A 15704-nucleotide genomic window follows, 5' to 3' on the forward strand; every position below is an offset into this window, starting at 1 on the left:
CGCACGGGCGTGTTGCCGGCCGTCAGGGGACGACGATGGGACAGCGCGGTCCGGACGCGGCGGCGAGCCGGCGGTCCAGCGTGACGAGCGTGCCGCCGAGCGCCTCGGCGAGCGCGACGTACATCGCATCCCAGCTGCGCACGGCGTCACGAAGCTGCCATGCGCGGTCGAGCAGCAGTGTGTGGCCGAAGCGCTCCGCAGGCCAGGCCTCAATGCGTCAGGCCGCCGGATCCGCGTCGGGCCAAGCTCCCCGGAGCTCGTCGAGCGCTGCCAGGGTGTCCGCTGCTCCCCGGTCGGAGCGCCGCACACCGGTCCCCGCCAGCCAGGTGGCCATCGACGGTCGCGCAGCGATGCGGGCCGCCTCCGACCGCAACAGCTCCGGCACCGAGACGCCGGCTTCGGCCGCTCGCAGGACAAGACCGGCGTACACCGCATCGTCGAGATCACGGATCTGGACGGTCTTCGGCATACGCGACAGTGTCGCGCAGACGCATGATCACATGCGAGTCTGCATGCCTGATCGGGAACCCGTGTGTATGGTGTGTGTATGCCCCGTGTGAACGTGTACCTGCCCGATGACCTGGCGGACGGTGCGAGGCGGGCCGGCCTCAACGTCTCCGCACTCGTGCAGGATGCCATCCGTCAGGCACTCGGCGCGCAGGAGACCAACCGGTGGCTCACCGGACTGCCGAAGGAGTCGGCGCACGCGGTATCGCACGAGCTGACGCTGCAGGCGCTCGATGCTGCACGCGACGAGGCGCCCACCCGGCATGCCTGACGTGATCGTCGATGCGTCGGCCCTGGTCGATCTGCTCGTCGGGAACGAACTCGGCCAGGCGGTCGCAGCACGCCTGCTGAACGTGCGCCTTCGGGCCCCGGCACACATCGACAGCGAGGTCCTGTCGGCGCTCGGACGGATGCACCGCGGGGGTCTGCTGACCGCGCGACAGGTCGACGCGAAGCTCCGTTCGTTGGCGGCAGCGCCGCTCGTCCGGCACGAACTCACCGATCTGCTCGCTGGAGCCTGGGCCCGCCGGGATCGCGTGCGGATCGTCGACGCCCTGTATCTCGAACTGGCCGGGCGGCTCGGTGTTCCGCTCATCACGACCGACCTTCGACTGCGGCACGAACCGGGCGTCGAGACCGTCGAGCTCTGATCGACCGGTCGGACCGGGTCGGCGGCGCCGGTCGCGTCTCACGGGGCCGGTTGCCCCCACGGGCACCGCGTTTCGAAACACGCGATCCGTACGGTGGAGACCATGACCGACGTGCAGGAGCCGGACGCCATCGAAGTGGTCGGCCGATACGAGGCCGAGCAGCGCATCCCCGAGCGGATGCGGGCCGACGTGCGGCTGCTCGGCGGGCTGCTCGGCCGCGTGCTGCGGGAGAGCGGGTCGCCCGGCCTGTACGACGACGTGGAGCGGCTGCGCGTCGCGACCATCGAGGCCTACACCGACGAGACCGAGCGCGCCTTCGCCGCGGCTGCCGCGATCGCCGACGGGCTCGCCGTCCCGCGAGCGGACGAGGTGGCGCGCGCCTTCACCGCCTACTTCCACCTCGTGAACCTGGCGGAGGAGCACCAGCGGGTCCGCGCCCTTCGCGAGCGCGAGGGCCGAGCTGCTCCCGAGCCGGCCGACTCCGTGGGAAGCGCCTACGCGCACCTCATCGACGAGGTCGGGCCGCAGGAGGCACTGCGGCGCCTCCAGGCGATGCGGTTCCATCCGGTGTTCACCGCCCACCCGACGGAGGCGCGGCGGCGCGCGGTGTCGACCTGCATCCGGCGACTCGCCACACTGCTGATCCAGCACGACGACGCGGCGAGCGCGGCGGGGTCCGTCCGGGCCGAGCGCGGGATGCTGGAGGAGATCGACGTGCTGTGGCGGACGGCGCCGCTGCGCGCGCAGAAGCCGTCGCCGGTCGACGAGGTCCGCTCCGTGATGACGGTGTTCGACGAGACCCTCTACACCGCGGTGCCGGCCGTCTATCAGCGGATCGAGGAGGTCGTGCACGGCGACGCGGCCGGCGGCACCGCTCCGCTGGTCCATCCCTTCCTACGGTTCGGCACCTGGGTGGGCGGCGACCGCGACGGCAACCCGTTCGTCACCGCATCGGTGACGCGGCAGGCCGCGGCGATCGCGAGCGAGCACGTGCTGCTCGGGCTGGAGCGCACCGCGATCCGGGTCGGCCGCATCCTGACCCTGGACGCCGCCATCACGCCGCCGACGGACGGGCTGCTCGCGCTCTGGCAGCGGCTGAAGTCCGCCGACGAGGAGGCGGCGGGCGAGATCGCGGAGCGCTCACCCGACGAGCCGCACCGCCGGGTCGTGCTGCTGCTTGCTCGGCGCATCGCCGCGACCCGCACGCGGGACGCCGACCTGGCATACCGCGACCCGGAGCAGCTGCTCGCCGACCTCGCCGTCGTGCAGCAGTCGCTGGTTGCCGCCCGGGCGCCTCGGCAGGCGTACGGGCCGCTGCAGCAGTTGATCTGGCAGGTGCGCACCTTCGGGTTCCACCTGGCCGAGCTGGAGGTGCGGCAGCACTCCGCCGTGCACGCCGCGGTGCTCGCGGAGATCGAGGCCGGCGGCCCGCTCGGCGAGCAGGCGCAGGAGGCGCTGCAGGTCGTCCGCACGATCGCGTGGATCCAGCAGCGGTACGGGCCGCAGGCCGCCGGCCGGTACATCGTGTCGTTCACGCGGTCGGCCGACGACCTGGCCGCGGTGCACCGCCTCGCCCGCGCCGCGGTCGGTCCGGACGGCACGCCGCCGGTGCTCGACGTCGTCCCGCTCTTCGAGACCTTCGCGGACCTGCAGGCGGCGCCGCGCATCCTGGACGAGATCATCCGGCACCCCGAGTTCGCCGACCGGCTCGCGGCGACCGGCCGCCGGCTGGAGGTGATGCTCGGCTACTCCGACTCCTCCAAGGACGTGGGGCCCGTCGCGGCGACCCTCGCCCTGTACGAGGCGCAGCGGCGGATCGCGGTCTGGGCTCGCGAGCACGACATCGTGCTGACGCTCTTCCACGGCCGGGGCGGGGCGCTCGGGCGGGGCGGGGGACCGGCGAACTCGGCGATCCTGGCCCAGCCGCCGCACTCCGTCGACGGCCGGTTCAAGCTGACGGAGCAGGGCGAGGTGATCTTCGCCCGGTACGGCGACCGCGAGATCGCGGTGCGGCACATCGACCAGGTGGCCGCGGCGATGCTGCTCGCCTCCGCACCGTCGACCGAGACGCGCAACGAGCAGGCGGCGGAGCGGTTCGCAGGCGTGGCGGCGACGCTCGACACCGTGTCCCGCGAGCGCTTCTTCGCCCTCGTGCATGCGCCGGGGTTCGCTCCCTGGTTCGCCACCGTGACGCCGATGGAGGAGATCGGGCTGCTCGCGCTCGGCAGCCGCCCGGCGCGGCGCGGCCTGTCCGTGGAGTCGCTGGAGGACCTGCGGGCGATCCCGTGGGTGTTCTCCTGGACGCAGGCGCGAATCAATCTGACCGGCTGGTTCGGTCTGGGGAGCGCACTCGAGGCCGTCGGCGACGAGACGCTGCTGCGCCGCGCGTACCGCGACTGGCCGCTGTTCGGCACGATGCTCGACAACGTCGCGATGAGCCTCGCGAAGGCCGACGGCCGCATCGCCCGCCGGTACCTGGCGCTCGGCGACCGGGACGATCTGGCGCAGGCGGTCCTGACCGAGATGGACCTGACTCGCGGCTGGGTCGTGCGGATCACCGGCGGCGGCGAGGTGCTGGCGAACAATCCTGTGCTGCAGCGGGCGGTCAAGATGCGCAGCCCCTACGTGGATGCGCTGTCTCTGCTGCAGCTGCGGGCGCTCCGCGCGCTGCGCGCGTCGCCTGCGGAGCAGCCGGCTGATCCCGAGTTGCAGCGCCTGCTGCTGCTGTCCGTCAGCGGCGTCGCGGCGGGCCTGCAGAACACGGGCTGAGGCGGTGTCGGAGCCTTGCGCAACAGTCGGGGCATGGAAATTCGAGACGACGAAGACGAGGACGAGGAGCGGGAGGAGGACCGGCCGGTACGGCGGGTGGATGAGGTGCTGCGCATCCTCGTCGACCGGCTGCGCGCCGACGTGGCGGGCCGGCGTCTGGAGCAGGTCGACCGCGCCGAGATCGACCTGCGCCGCTGCATCGAGCAGAACGCCGCCGGCTTGTTCACCGATCCCGAGTTGGCGCTGCTGCCGCTCGAGCAGCAGCTCGATCCGGTCGGTGCGGTCGCGCGGGTCGCGTCGGCGGACGTCCTGCTGCTCGTCTTGCCGATCTTCCTCGACGACGCCCGATGGCATGGTGTCGACGACGAGGACCGCCGCCTGCGCGTTCGGTTCGTGGTCGCGCTGAGTCGGGCCGCGGTCCGACTGCCGGAGCTGCAGCCGTACTCGTCCGGCTGCGCGATCTGGGACATCGAGGCGGCCGTGCAGCGCGCCCATGCCGACCTGCGGCGGAGGCGAGAGTGATCGGCGCAGGCCTGAGTGCCGATCCCGGGCGCCCTCACGTACGACGACGAGCAGGCGGACGCCGCGCGGTCGGCCGGGCTGCGCGTGCTGCAGCCCACACGAAGGAATGGGTGTCCGAATCGGGTTCATTCGGCATGGTCTGACCCCTCCGCCTTGACCGGTCACTGCCTGCTCACCCTGTGCACAACCACGTGCTGAAGGGGGTTGTGGAGGAGTGGACGCGCCGGTACCTGTGACTCGAGAGTCCTGATCGGTTGCTGATTCGGGTCCTGGAGCCACTGTCGGTGGTGGGTGGTTGAGTGCAGGTATGCACACCACCGCAGCCGCGACCCGCGAGGCGCTCGACAGCGCGCTCGCCGCGGTGCTCGCTGCGCCGATGCTGCCGCGGAACGCGACGGATGCGGAGGTGCTTGCGGCGGTGGAGGGGTGGGAGGCGATCGGTCGGGTCGTCGATGCCCGCCGTATCCGTGCCGCCGCGGAAGTCGAGTGGCGGTCCCGGGTCCAGCTCAGCCCGAATGGTCTCGCCGAGCAGTACGACGCCCGCGACGGGACCGACCTGGTCTCCACGGTCGCGCGGATCGGGACGAAGGAAGCCAAACGCCGCATCGGAGTCGGGACGGCGCTGCTGCCCCGCCTCGGGTTGACGGGCGATGAGCTACCCGGCCGGTACCCGGTGATGACCGCCGCGGTGAACGCCGGCGAGGTCGGTGTCGAGTCGGCCCGACTGGTGGTGGAGACCTTGAACTCGGTGCGGAAGCGGACCTCGGTCGAGAACCTGGAGATCGCGGAAGCCGAACTGACCGAAGCCGCCGGGATTTTGACTCCGGACCTGCTGCATGTGCAGACCGCGACGTGGGCGGAGTACCTCGATCCCGACGGGACCGAACCCGCCGATGAGGCACGACGACAGAAACGCGCGTTCCGGCTCGGACGACTCGGCGTCGACGGGTTGACGTCCTTCACCGGACGCGCGACTCCGGAAGTGGCCGCACTCCTCCGGGAAGCGTTACAAGCCCACCGGCGGGGCGTGCGGATGACCTACCAGCCTCCCGGCGGCGAGGATGCCGAAGACCTGGAATCCACGTGGCGGGAAACCGACGGCGACCAGCGCACCACGACGCAGTACGACTTCGACACCTTCGCCGCGATCGTGACGGCGGGAGTGCAAGCCGAACACGACGGAACCGTCGGGACGAAGGCCATCCACGAGGTCGTCGTCCACGTCACCGCCACCGACCTGGAACACCGCACCGGTGGTGGCTGGCCGGAGGGGATCCTCACCCGACTCCCCATCCCCACCGTGGAGAGGATCGCCTGCGACGGACGGACACGACTCCTCGTCACCGGGGAGCAGGGCGAACCGCTGTACCTGGGTCTCTCGAACCGACTCTTCACGCCGGCGCAGAAGAAAGCCCTCGCCGCGAGGGATGGTGGCTGCGCCTGGCCGGGATGTACGGCACCGGTCGCGTGGACTGACGCGCACCACATCGCCTGGTGGCACCGCGACCAGGGACCCACCGACATCGACAACGGCGTCCTGCTCTGCAGCCACCACCATCACCTGATCCACAACACCGACCGACACGAGATCCGACTCCACGCGAAGCAGCCACACCTCGTCCCGAAAGGCTGGAAGGGACCACCACTACCCCGACACCGCATGCAACGACACCCCATCAACCACCTCCGCGCCGGGTGCCAAGACGGATATAGGACGTGAATCGGCTGGAGAACGACGAGGAACGGGAGCTCGCGACGCGCGGAGTCCGCGCACGTTCGAGCGTCCTATGGCGAACGGATCTCGACCCGAGTGCCGGGTGCGCGTGCCAGCCGACGATCGAGGGTCGCGAGCGGGGCATCGAGCGCCTCAGCAAGTGCGACATAGCTCGCGTCGTACGCCGTCAGGTCGTACCGATGCGCACGAACGCCGTCCGCCAGCAACTCGAACGACCAGAGCTCGATCCGGACCGCGAGCAGATCGTCGTGGGCCTGCGCGTCGAGGTCGTGTCGAGCACCCCTGTCCGCTCGAACCTGTTCAGCACGCTCGCGCACTCGAACGGGAGCAGCGCCGGCGCGACGAGGTCCTCGTCCATGCACATCCGTACCGCCCACTCGCCGTCGGGGCCGCTGTCCGTCAGCAGAGCGACGATGGTCGAGCTGTCACAGACCAGCATCAGCGGCGGTGTGTCGTGCCTTGGCAGGATGGCGTGATGGCGACGTTCGAGCTCGGCGGGTTGATCGGTGTCGCGGCGAGCGAGCGGCCGGAGCTGCTCGCCGATCCCACCCGCGCGGCGCTCGAGGAGCTCGGACTGATGGGTGCGGTGGGCGTCGTCGAGATCGATCCCGACGTCTCCGACACCGCAGCGACGCAGCAGGTCTACGGCCTGCACGCGGCACAGCTCGTGAACTGCGTGCTGGTCGGCGGCCGCCGGGATGGAGTCGAGCGGGTGGCGGCCTGCCTCGTCCCCGCCGACAAGCGGGCAGACGTGAACGGCTTCGTCCGGCGCCGGCTCGACGTGCGCAAGGCATCCCTCCTGCCGCGCGACACCGCAATCGAAGCCTCGGGGATGGAGTATGGCGGGATCACCCCGATCGGGCTGCCCGCGGCCTGGCCCGTGCTGCTCGACGCGGACGCGGCGCAGGCGGCGCTCGTCGTGATCGGCTCGGGCGTGCGGCGGTCGAAGCTGCTGGTGCCGGGCGCCGTGCTCGCGCACCTGCCGAACGTCGAGGTGACGAGCGACGTGGCCCGGCCCGTGGCTACCGCAGCCGTCGAGCCCGCTTCGGGCGAGCCGACTTCGGCGTGATGAAGCCGCCCCTTCGCAGAGCTTCGCAGTGCTCGATGGTGGTGCGAGCAGGTCAGGTGCTCGGCGTGACGACGCCGCTCTCGTAGGCGGCGATCACGGCCTGCGCGCGGTCGCGCACCCCCAGCTTCTCGAAGACGCGGCCGATGTGGGTCTTCACCGTCGCCTCGCTGAGGAACAGGTCGGCGGCGATCTCGGGGTTGGAGCGGCCCCGCGCGACGGACGTCAACACCTCCCGCTCGCGCGGGGTCAACAGTGCGACGGCACTCGAACCGGCACCCGACCCTTCACTCGACGCTTCAGTCGACGATGCGACCGGACGCCGGGGTGCTGTCAGGACGAAATGGGCGATGAGCCGCGCCGTGATCGCCGGGGCCAGCATCGCGCTGCCTGCCGCGACCGTTCGGATCGCGGCGAACAGGTCATCGGCGGGGATGTCCTTCAGCACGAATCCGCTCGCGCCGGCTCGCAGCGCCGCGAAGACGAGCTCGTCGGTGTCGAAGGTCGTCAGCACGATCACCCGCGGTCCGTCGTCGCGCGCTCGCAGGAGTGCGGTCGCCTCCACGCCGTCCAGCACGGGCATCCGGATGTCCATCAGCACGACGTCCGGATGCGTGCGCGCACAGACGGCGAGGCCCTGGCGTCCGTCGGCCGCGTCGCCCACGACGGTCAGGTCGTCCTCCGCGTCGACGAGCACGCGAAGGCCGGCCCGCACCAGGTGCTGGTCGTCCACGATGACGACTCGGATCATCCGTGCACCCGCACGGCGGCACCGTCGAGGGGCCCGGCATGGTGGGGCACGGCGTCGAGGGGTACCGTCGCGCGGACGACGAACTCGGCGCCCTGCGGCCCCGTCGTCAGGGTGCCGCCCACGAGCCGCAGCCGCTCCCGCATCCCGATCAACCCGCGCGCCGATCCGGGCACCGCCCCGGCCTGATCCCCGGCGGCGTTCTGCACGGTCACCTCGACCTGGCCGTGCTCGTCGTCCCGTCGGATGCGGACCCGAACCGGTTTGCCCGGGGCGTGCTTCAGGGAGTTGGTGAGCGCCTCCTGCACCGTGCGATGGATCGCCAGCTCGGTCGCGGCGGGCAGGGGAGGCAGCTCGTCCTGCCCGACGTCCACGGCGAGGCCGACCGCCCGCAACCGGTCGACGACATCGGCGAGGTTGGCGACGGAGGGGGTCGGCGCGGTCGCGTCGGCCTGCTCGCCGCCGTCGAGCACGGTGAGCAGGCGACGAAGTTCGGTCAGCGCGGCCCGGCCGCTCGACTCGATGGTCCGCAACGCCTCGCTCGCGCGGCCCGGCTCGTCCGGCAGCATGCGGCGGCCGACCTGCGCCTCGATCACGACGATCGAGATGGCGTGCGCCACGATGTCGTGCAGCTCACCGGCGATCGCCGCCCGCTCGGCCGCGGTCGCGGCTGCCACCTCCGCGGCGTGCAGGCGGCGAAGCTCCTGCTCCTGCCGCGTGAGACGGTCGATCTGCTCATGCCGCAACCGCACCGCTCGCCCGAGCACGATCGCGAGTGCGGTGAGTCCCGCGAAGAAGACCAGGTCGCCGACACCCGTGATCGCGCCGGGGCGAGTGCCGACGACCACGACCAGCACCGCTGCCGCCGTGAGGGACGGCCAGGCCCGCCTGATGTGCGCGGCGCCCGAGTACAGGATCACCACCAGCAGCACGAACGCGACGCCGGACTGCACGTCACCGAGCAGCAGCAGCACTGAGGCGAGCAGCGCGGACAGCAGCGCCAACGCGAGCCGTGGCCGCACTCGGCGCAGCACGACCGGCGCGATCAGGACCACTACCGCCACGCTCGTGACCGCCCGCGGTCCGGGCCATACCGGGACGTGCTCGTACGTGGCGCCCGTCGCGATCTCGATCTCGGCGACCGCGATCATCGCGCACCCGAGCAGCACGTCGAAGGCCAGCCAGAACCTCGGGCCGATACGGGGCACGAGGTGAATGTACGACCGCCGCGCCACGCCGCGCACTCCTCCTGCGGGTGGATGCTGCGCAGTCCGTCCACCCGTGGGGGGACCTGCGAGATCGGACTCCGCTCCGACGCGGTCGGCGACGGGCGTCTCCTACCGTCGGCGCTGCCACAGCCCGTGTCGCGCTCAGCGCCGTTCCATCGACAGGAGTCACCATGCCCATGCGTACCGCCTCGATCGCCGCCCTCGTCGCCGGGATCGCGTCTGCAGCCGACTGGCTCGTGCAACTGCGGCACACGCAGCCCGACTCCCACTGGCAGGGAATCGACGTGCTGATCGAGATCGTCTTCGCCCTCTCGCTGATCGCGACGGCGGTGGCGCTGCAGGGCTTCCCGCGATGGCTCGGTGCCGGCCGCGTCGGGCGGGTCGGCGCGATCGTCGCCCAGGCGGGGTTCCTGCTGCTGTTCATCAGTGCCGTCGCCAGTGCGATCGCGGGTGGGAACACACTCGGTCCCGCGTTTTCGCTCGGGCTGCTGCTCGCGCTACTCGGTCAGCTGGTGCTCGCCGTCGCCGGACTCGTCCGATCGAGGCGTCGCTCCGCGGCCGCGGTCCCGTTCGCCGGACTGCTGCTGTCGGTTCTGGCCGCCCCGTTCGGCGGCCAGCTGCTGCTCGGAGTGGCCTGGCTCACGCTCGGGTGGGCGATGGGCGCTCGCTCCGCCCGGTCTGCCGTTCTCGCCTGACCGTCGGCCCGTCGGCCCGTCAGCCCGTCAACCCGTCAGCCCATCAGCGCGGAGCGACCATCAGCGGAAACCGAGAAAGTCGCGCAGGTGCAGACGAATCAGGTCGATGCACGGTTCGTCCACCGAGCCCGCACGATCGACGAGCCGCGTCCGGCTGATCGTGACGATCTGTTCCGTCATCGCCCAGCTCGGCCGGGACAGCCCGGTCGCTCCGGTGAGACGCACGTGATTCGGCCAGCCGCGCTCCGTCGTCGTGACCGGGACGATCATCGCCAGCGTGGTCACGATCTCCAGGTAGGTGTTCGAGGCGATCACCACCACCGGGCGGCGACCGGTCTGCTCTCGCCCGTGCGCGCCCTCGAGCACAGCCCAGGCGACCTGACCGGTGCGGAGGTCACGAATCGGCATCGCCTTGGCGGCCGGCGAGATCGGCGACGGCGGCCGCCTCCCAGGCGTCGTGCTCGGGTGATGACCAGTCGCTGACCGCGCGCAGTGCCGCGAACCGGGCGGCCCGCTCATCCTGCTCGACCAGATACTCGACGACCTGGCCCAGCGTGCGTCGATCCCGCAGGGCGCGTTCCTGGAGTAGGTCACGTACCTGACGGGACACTTTGATCGTGGTGACATCGCTCATCGGACGAGTATACGTGCGGTATACGAGCGTCAGCCGGAGCCGGCGGGTGCGCGGAGTGCGGCGAGGGCGCCGGCGAGCAGGCACGCGAATCCGATGATCGGCGTCCAGAGCAGGATCGCGTCGGTGACGTCGCTCGTCGTGGCGGAGCTGCCGACGGCGACCGCGGTCAGTCCCTGGACGAGGTAGGCGACCAGATACACGAACGAGAGCGTTCCGGCGCGGCGCTCAGCGGGCGCGTGCCCGTTGACGATTGCCAGGCCGCCGAGGAAGAGCAGTCCATACCCGCTGCCGCTCACCACCGATGCGACGAGGAGCAACAGCAGCGACTCCATCGCGCCGGCCGGGATGAGGGCGAGCAGCCCGGCGAAGGAGAGGACTCCGCCGATCACGGTCGCGGTGCGTGGGCGCAGCCGCCGTGCCGCCCACGAGCTGGGGATGATCACCAGCGCCCAGCTGGCGAGAACGGCAGCCGATGCGAAGGCGTTGGCGCTGCCGATGAACTCCTTCGCGATCTGGCCGCCCAGCGCGAGGAACACCGCTCCCATCGCGAAGCTCGCTGTGATCGAGGCGGTGCCGATGAGCACGACCCATCGGATGCCGGAGGGGACCGTCGGTGGTCGTGGGCGCCACGGCGACGACATCCGTCCGGCGGCAGCGGGGAAGAACCAGAGCGCGACCAGGACGCAGAGGATCGCGGCGAACAGGACCCAGAACGGCAGTCGGGTCGGTGCGGGTGCGTACTGGACGAGCGCTCCGCCGAGCAGGATCGCGACGACGGTCCCGCCCGCGGTGGCGGCGGTGTTCACCACGCTCGCGCGTCCGGAGCCACCCTCGCGGCTGAACTCGACGAGCGAGGCGCTCGCGGGGCTGAGCGCAAGACCAACGCCCGCGCCCTGGACGACTCGGCCGGCGACGAGCCAGCCAGAATCCGACGCGATCGCGAAGAGCAGGGTGCCGGCGGCGACGATCGCCACGCCGGCCAAAAGCACCGGTCGGCGCCCCACGTGGTCGGAGACGGTGCCGAACGTCGTCAGAACCAGGGCCAGGCTGACCGGGTAGGCCGCGAAGACCGTCGTGGTCGCCAGCGCGGTCAGGCCCCAGTCCGCCGTGTACACCGGATAGACCATCGCCGGCGCTCCGCTGACCCAGAGGGCCATGACGATGACCGCGGCGGCCGCCGCGAATGCTCCGCGCGGTGCGAGGGAGAGCCGAGTCGTCACACCAGACCGTAGCGGCCACCGGAACGCGGTCGAACTCGCGCGATCAGCGGTTCAGCGCTCAGTGGGTCACGGCGTCGAGGATGTAGATCGACGCGTAGCCGACGACGCCGAGCACGCCGAGCACGAGGGCCGCGATCGCGGTACCCGCACCGCGATCGGCGCGCCGGCCGGCCAGTCCGAGCAGGGCTGCGGCGGACCCCATCAGCAGCGGCAGCCCGCTCCAGAAGGCGGGCACGACCAGCAGCACCGCGATGACGCCCAGGACGATGCCGCGGCCGCCGGCGCTCGGCTTTCGGAGGCCGCGGGGCAGGACCAGGGCGAACAGGAGGCCGCCGGCGACGAGTTCGACCGCGACCTCGACGATCCGTTCGGGGTTCGAGTTCGCCTCGAGCACGGACAGCGTGATCGCGATGGCGGTCGCGACGAGTGCGACCGGAAGCAGCGCGCGGCGGACGGCCACGTGGTCGTCGTCGACGGCGGAGGAGGACGGGGCGGTGATGGTCATGACGGTCCTTTCGGGTCGGAGCTGCCCGTTCGGTGGGAGCTGCGGAACGAGCCCAGCGTGACGGCCGCCGGCACCGCGGTACGTCACCGATCGGAGCGACCGGATCGTCCTCACGAGCGACGTGCTCCGTCGTCCTCACGGGTGATGCGCACGGACCGCGTGCGGCCTACGGTGGCGCCGTGAAGCTCCGGCCGCTCATCGCTCGGTGGGGCGATCTCGTACTCGCGGTCGGCATCGCGGCGGCGTACGCGATCGAGGTCGCCGGCTACCCCCGCGCGCACCTACCGGCGGCGGCGCTGCTCGCGGCTGCCACCGGCCTGGTCCTCGCAGGCCGGCGGCGCGTCCCGCTCGTCGTGTTCGTCCTCATGATCGGTGGGACGGTCGGGGTGATCGCGGAGGCGCCGTTGTTCGAAGGACACTCGGTGTTCCTCAGCCTCGCGTTCATGCTCGCGCTGTACTCGGTCGGCAGACACACCCACGGGATCGAGGCGTGGCTGGGCGCCCCCGCCGTGGTGGTTGCGGTGGTGATGCTGGAAGTCAGTTCGCAGGACCTCAGCCCGTCCGGCATCGTGTTCTACCTGCTCTTCGCCGGCCTGCCGTGGGGAGCCGGACTCGCGATCCGCCTGAGGATCGAGCGGGTGCGCGACCTGCAGGCCCGGAACGCCGCGCTTGCGGAACAGGCCCGTCGTGCGGTCGCCGACGAGCGCGCCCGGATCGCTCGCGAGCTGCACGACGTCGTCTCGCACGCCATCGCGGTCACCGTGCTGCAGGCGCGCGGCAGCCGCCGACTCGTCGGGCGCGACGATGCGGCCGTCCGGCAGGCGCTGACCGCGATCGAGGGCACGAACACGGCCGCGCTCGCCGACATGCGCCGACTGTTGTCCCTGCTGCGCAACACCGAAGACATCGAGAACACCGAGGAGGCCGATTCCGCCCTGGAGCCACTGCCGACGCTCGACCGGCTCGGCGACCTCATCGAGCAGGTGCGCGCCGCCGGCGTTCCGGTCGACCTCGCGGTGGACGGCGAACGCCTGCCCGTGACTCCCGGCATCGACCTGTCCGCCTACCGCATCGTGCAGGAGGCGCTGACGAACGTGTTGAAACACAGCGGACCGGGAGCCCGGGCGAGCGTGCGGGTGCACTACGACATCGACGACCTGCGGATCGAGGTCGACAGCAGCAGTGCCCGCCCGCCGGGGTCGACGGGACCGGCGGGACCGGGCGGGCCGGCAGGCACGGGCGGCCACGGGCTGGCGGGCATCCGCGAGCGCGTCATGGTCACCGGCGGCACCGTCCAGGCCGGGCCCACCGGCGGCGGCTGGCGGGTACACGCCTCGATGCCCTATCTCGCACGCGACCGACGAGTCGCGGACCCGAGTTGATCCTCGTCGTCGTGGCAGACCCGAGTTGATCCGCGTCGTCTTGGCATACCCGAGTTGATCCGCGTCGTCTTGGCAGACCCGAGTTGATCCGCGTCGTCTTGGCAGACGACCAACCCCTGGTGCGGTCGGGACTGCGGATGATCATCGGCGATGTGGCGGACGTCACCGTGGTCGGGGAGGCCGCCGACGGGGAGGCGGCCGTTCGGCTCGCCGCCGAACGCGCACCCGATGTCGTGCTCATGGATGTGCGCATGCCCCGCTTGGACGGGATCGCGGCGACCCGTGCGATCGTCGCCGCGGGCGGACCACGCGTGCTCGTACTCACCACGTTCGACATCGACGACGTGGTCTACGAGGCGCTGAAGGCCGGCGCGAGCGGCTTCCTCACGAAGGACGCGCCTGAGGAACGCCTGATCGAGGCGATCCGCGTCATCGCCGAGGGCGGCTCCCTGTTCGCGCCCGCCGCGACCAGGCGGCTCGTGGAGGCGTTCGCGACCGCACGCCCCCCGTCCTCGACTTCCTCGGCGCTGGCTCACTCCGGGCTGACCGACCGTGAGACCGAAGTGCTGCTGCTCGTCGCGCAGGGCCGGTCGAACGCCGAGATCGGCCGGGCGCTGCACGTCACCGAGAACACCGTCAAGACGCATGTCGCCCGCTTGCTGATGAAACTCGGCCTGCGCGATCGGGTGCACGCCGTCGTCTGGAGCTACGAGACCGGTCTCATCCGCCCGTCGCGCTGAGCCCCGCTGAGACCGCTGTCACGCGCGGCAGACCGACCGTCAGGGGCGGGGGCGCGGGGCGAGGCGCTCCAGCTGGGTGACGTGCCCGGGATGCAGCTGCTCCAGCGAGTTGACGCCCAGTAGGCGCATCGTGCGCTCGATCTCGCCGCGCAGGATGTCGATCGCGCGATCGACGCCCTCTCTGCCGCCGGCCATCAGGCCGTACAGGTAGGCGCGGCCCACCAGGGTGAAGCGGGCGCCCAGCGCGATCGCCGCGACGATGTCGGCACCGGACAGGATGCCCGTGTCGACCCACAGCTCGGGACGGTCCCGGCCCAGCTCGGCGACGACTTCGGGCAGCAGGTGGAACGGGATCGGCGCCCGGTCCAGCTGCCGCCCGCCGTGGTTCGAGAGCAGGATGCCGTCGACCCCGAGCTCCGCCAGCTTGACCGCGTCGTCCAGGTTCTGGACGCCCTTGACCACGAACTTGCCGGGCCACTGCCCGCGGATCCATTCGAGGTCGTCGAACGTGACCGTGGGGTCGAACATCGTGTCGAGCAGCTCGGCGACGGTGCCCGACCACCGGTCGAGCGAGGCGAACGCGAGCGGCGGTGTGGTGAGGAAGTCGATCCACCACCACGGCCGCGGCAGCGCGTCGACGACGGTGCCGAGGGAGAGGGCGGGCGGGATCGTCATGCCGTTGCGCTTGTCGCGCAGGCGGGCGCCCGCTACAGGGACGTCGACGGTGACGAGCAGGGTGTCGTAGCCCGCCCTCGCCGCTCGGTCCACGAGCGCCATCGACCGGTCGCGGTCCTTCCACATGTACAGCTGGAACCAGGTCCGTGCAGTCGGCGAGGCCGCTCTCGCGGCCGCGGCGACGTCCTCCACCGAAGCGGTGCCCATCGTGGAGAGACTGAACGGGATGCCCGCCTCTGCCGCGGCGGTGGCGCCGGCGATCTCACCCTCGGTCTGCATCATCCGGGTGAAGCCGGTCGGCGCGATGCCGAACGGCAGGGCGACCGGCGCCCCCAGCACGTCCCAGCCGGTGGACACCTGCGCCACGTCGCGCAGGATCGACGGGTGGAACTCGACGTCCCGCCACGCTTGCCGGGCCCGGCGGATCGAGATCTCCGCCTCCGCCGAACCGTCGGTGTAGTCGAACGGCGCGGTCGGCGTGCGCCGCTTCGCGATCCGGCGCAGGTCCTCGATCGTCAACGCCGCCTGCAGGCGTCGCTGCTTGAGATCGAACTGCGGCCTCTTGAACTGCAGCAGGGGCGCGAGGTCGCGCACGTTCGGGATCTGCCGCTGCACCACGGTCGTCAG

19 protein-coding genes are annotated in these 15704 nt (G+C 71.5%); 10 read left to right on the forward strand and 9 right to left on the reverse strand.

Annotation, left to right across the window (positions count from 1 at the left end):
- Window positions 1–22: 22 nt before the first annotated feature.
- Both ACFE7H_RS06750 and ACFE7H_RS06755 read right to left on the reverse strand, forming a co-directional pair.
- Window positions 23–214, reverse strand: coding sequence for a type II toxin-antitoxin system VapC family toxin (locus tag ACFE7H_RS06750; protein WP_375400579.1), 192 nt, complete (start codon window positions 212–214; stop codon window positions 23–25).
- A gap of 3 nt (window positions 215–217) precedes the next feature.
- On the reverse strand, window positions 218–469 hold the full coding sequence (locus ACFE7H_RS06755; RefSeq protein ID WP_375400459.1) for a hypothetical protein: 252 nt from the start codon (window positions 467–469) through the stop codon (window positions 218–220).
- A 78-nt stretch (window positions 470–547) separates the two neighbouring features.
- Between ACFE7H_RS06755 and ACFE7H_RS06760 the strand changes: the two genes are divergently transcribed.
- The 7 genes from ACFE7H_RS06760 to ACFE7H_RS06790 all read left to right on the forward strand — a co-directional run bounded on the left by ACFE7H_RS06760 (window position 548) and on the right by ACFE7H_RS06790 (window position 7252).
- Window positions 548–778, forward strand: a complete 231-nt coding sequence (locus ACFE7H_RS06760) for a type II toxin-antitoxin system CcdA family antitoxin (RefSeq protein ID WP_375400460.1) — start codon at window positions 548–550, stop codon at window positions 776–778.
- Window positions 771–1157, forward strand: coding sequence for a type II toxin-antitoxin system VapC family toxin (locus ACFE7H_RS06765; RefSeq protein ID WP_375400461.1), 387 nt, complete (start codon window positions 771–773; stop codon window positions 1155–1157). Before ACFE7H_RS06760 ends, ACFE7H_RS06765 begins: the two co-directional genes overlap by 8 nt.
- Before the next feature lie 102 nt (window positions 1158–1259).
- Window positions 1260–3926 (forward strand): phosphoenolpyruvate carboxylase, encoded by a 2667-nt coding sequence (locus ACFE7H_RS06770; protein ID WP_375400462.1) that lies wholly within the window; start codon window positions 1260–1262, stop codon window positions 3924–3926.
- Between the two features lie 33 nt (window positions 3927–3959).
- On the forward strand, window positions 3960–4448 hold the full coding sequence (locus ACFE7H_RS06775; protein WP_375400463.1) for a hypothetical protein: 489 nt from the start codon (window positions 3960–3962) through the stop codon (window positions 4446–4448).
- Between the two features lie 307 nt (window positions 4449–4755).
- Complete coding sequence (locus ACFE7H_RS06780; RefSeq protein WP_375400464.1) at window positions 4756–6168, forward strand: DUF222 domain-containing protein; 1413 nt, start codon at window positions 4756–4758, stop codon at window positions 6166–6168.
- Between the two features lie 194 nt (window positions 6169–6362).
- A complete protein-coding gene (locus ACFE7H_RS06785) occupies window positions 6363–6659 on the forward strand; it encodes a hypothetical protein (protein WP_375400465.1) in 297 nt (98 codons plus the stop codon).
- Entirely contained in the window at window positions 6659–7252 is a 594-nt protein-coding gene (locus ACFE7H_RS06790; protein ID WP_375400466.1) for a YbaK/EbsC family protein, read from the forward strand. The genes ACFE7H_RS06785 and ACFE7H_RS06790 overlap by 1 nt, the downstream gene beginning before the upstream one ends.
- Window positions 7253–7304: 52 nt before the next feature.
- On the opposite strand, the gene ACFE7H_RS06795 is transcribed toward ACFE7H_RS06790, so the two are convergent.
- Both ACFE7H_RS06795 and ACFE7H_RS06800 read right to left on the reverse strand, forming a co-directional pair.
- Window positions 7305–8000 (reverse strand): response regulator, encoded by a 696-nt coding sequence (locus ACFE7H_RS06795; protein WP_375400467.1) that lies wholly within the window; start codon window positions 7998–8000, stop codon window positions 7305–7307.
- Complete coding sequence (locus ACFE7H_RS06800; protein ID WP_375400468.1) at window positions 7997–9205, reverse strand: sensor histidine kinase; 1209 nt, start codon at window positions 9203–9205, stop codon at window positions 7997–7999. The genes ACFE7H_RS06795 and ACFE7H_RS06800 overlap by 4 nt, the downstream gene beginning before the upstream one ends.
- A 191-nt stretch (window positions 9206–9396) precedes the next feature.
- On the opposite strand from ACFE7H_RS06800, the gene ACFE7H_RS06805 reads away from it, so the two are divergent.
- Window positions 9397–9921, forward strand: coding sequence for a hypothetical protein (locus tag ACFE7H_RS06805; RefSeq protein WP_375400469.1), 525 nt, complete (start codon window positions 9397–9399; stop codon window positions 9919–9921).
- Window positions 9922–9981: 60 nt separating this feature from the next.
- Here the strand turns inward: ACFE7H_RS06805 and ACFE7H_RS06810 are convergent, their stop codons facing one another.
- The 4 genes from ACFE7H_RS06810 to ACFE7H_RS06825 are packed head-to-tail and all read right to left on the reverse strand — an operon-like array spanning window position 9982 to window position 12280.
- Entirely contained in the window at window positions 9982–10329 is a 348-nt protein-coding gene (locus tag ACFE7H_RS06810) for a type II toxin-antitoxin system PemK/MazF family toxin (RefSeq protein WP_375400470.1), read from the reverse strand.
- Window positions 10316–10555 carry a hypothetical protein gene (locus tag ACFE7H_RS06815; RefSeq protein ID WP_375400471.1) on the reverse strand — a complete coding sequence of 80 codons (240 nt, stop codon included), beginning with the start codon at window positions 10553–10555 and terminating at the stop codon, window positions 10316–10318. Before ACFE7H_RS06815 ends, ACFE7H_RS06810 begins: the two co-directional genes overlap by 14 nt.
- A gap of 29 nt (window positions 10556–10584) precedes the next feature.
- Window positions 10585–11775, reverse strand: coding sequence for an MFS transporter (locus ACFE7H_RS06820; RefSeq protein ID WP_375400472.1), 1191 nt, complete (start codon window positions 11773–11775; stop codon window positions 10585–10587).
- 58 nt (window positions 11776–11833) lie between these two features.
- Window positions 11834–12280, reverse strand: a complete 447-nt coding sequence (locus ACFE7H_RS06825) for a hypothetical protein (RefSeq protein ID WP_375400473.1) — start codon at window positions 12278–12280, stop codon at window positions 11834–11836.
- A 179-nt stretch (window positions 12281–12459) separates the two neighbouring features.
- Between ACFE7H_RS06825 and ACFE7H_RS06830 the strand changes: the two genes are divergently transcribed.
- Window positions 12460–13662, forward strand: a complete 1203-nt coding sequence (locus tag ACFE7H_RS06830; protein WP_375400474.1) for a sensor histidine kinase — start codon at window positions 12460–12462, stop codon at window positions 13660–13662.
- A 98-nt stretch (window positions 13663–13760) separates the two neighbouring features.
- Window positions 13761–14402 (forward strand): response regulator, encoded by a 642-nt coding sequence (locus ACFE7H_RS06835; protein WP_375400475.1) that lies wholly within the window; start codon window positions 13761–13763, stop codon window positions 14400–14402.
- 39 nt (window positions 14403–14441) lie between these two features.
- Here ACFE7H_RS06835 and ACFE7H_RS06840 read toward each other — a convergent pair whose 3' ends face one another.
- A complete protein-coding gene (locus ACFE7H_RS06840) occupies window positions 14442–15695 on the reverse strand; it encodes an alpha-hydroxy-acid oxidizing protein (protein ID WP_375400476.1) in 1254 nt (417 codons plus the stop codon).
- Window positions 15696–15704: the final 9 nt, after the last annotated feature.

This window comes from uncultured Amnibacterium sp., assembly GCF_964250715.1.
Taxonomy (GTDB): Bacteria; Actinomycetota; Actinomycetes; order Actinomycetales; family Microbacteriaceae; genus Amnibacterium.